This window comes from Ligilactobacillus sp., from assembly GCF_036846325.1.
Lineage (GTDB): Bacteria > Bacillota > Bacilli > Lactobacillales > Lactobacillaceae > Ligilactobacillus.
Window position 1 is genome coordinate 2,027 of the sequence record NZ_DAIUCE010000151.1, and the last position, 984, is coordinate 3,010.

Below are 984 nucleotides of genomic sequence, written 5' to 3' on the forward strand. Positions count from 1 at the left end.
GAGATTACGGGAAAATTCCCGGTTTTCTGGATTTGCCCGTAAATTCCAGCTCCCGACTCTTCCAGTTATTTTGGTTTCTGCATAAACAAAGACCCGGATGGAATTTGCAATTGCTGCAAATCATCCGGGTCTTTTGCTCGGGACATGGTTTTTCCCAGGCCTCTTTGGTTGTTACTGCATATTCTTCAGCACATCATCAACGGCGCGGTTCATTCTCTCTTCAAGGTCCAGTTCCGGTTCATCCTTCATGTCCATCGGTTCCAGATTAACCTCCGCCATCGATTCAATCTGGATCGAGCCGCCGAAAACATCCGCATATGCTTTCTCGCCCTCGCGAACCGTTCCGTCCATCAGGCTCTGCGTCAGCACGTCCTCGACTTCACGGACGATTCCGCGCTGAATCGGGCGCGCTCCGTTTGTCTCGTCATAGTAGCGGTCGGCGATGAACTTCGCCACTTTCGGAGAGAAGCTGATTTTGACTCCGCTTTCGGCAATCATGTCAGCTTCCTTTTCCAGCAGGTGGTCCGTGATCTTCAGCACGGCATCATAGTCCAGAGACGAGAAGACGATCTTCTCGTCAATGCGGTTCAGAAATTCCGGCCGGAAGAATCCTGCAAGCGAGTCGTTGACGCTGTCGATCATGGCCTGCTCCCTGTCGGCTTCTGCCCCGAAGCCAAGCGTCGGTTCCTTTCTCTCGAAGCCGATGTTTGACGTCATGATGATCAGTGACTTCGTGAAGTCACCAGTCTTTCCCTGGCCATTCGTCAGCCTTCCGTCGTCAAACAGCTGTAAGAAGAGGTCGAAGATGCTTCTGTGGGCCTTTTCGATTTCGTCAAACAGGATGACCGATTCCGGCTGACGGTTGACCTTGTCAATCAGCGTGTCGGTTTCGCCGTATCCGATAAACCCGGGGTCGGCGCCAAGGAGGCGCTTCTTGCCCGTTTCACTGCTGTACTCGCTCATGTCAAGCCTGATGAGATTGCC

The 984-nt window shown here is 52.8% G+C and carries 1 protein-coding gene; it reads right to left on the reverse strand.

Features of this window, described 5'->3' with window-relative positions; genetic code table 11:
- Nucleotides 1-171: 171 nt before the first annotated feature.
- Nucleotides 172-984: AAA family ATPase (locus V7Z60_RS09565; RefSeq protein WP_334117585.1), on the reverse strand; the 813-nt coding region annotated here is incomplete at its 5' end.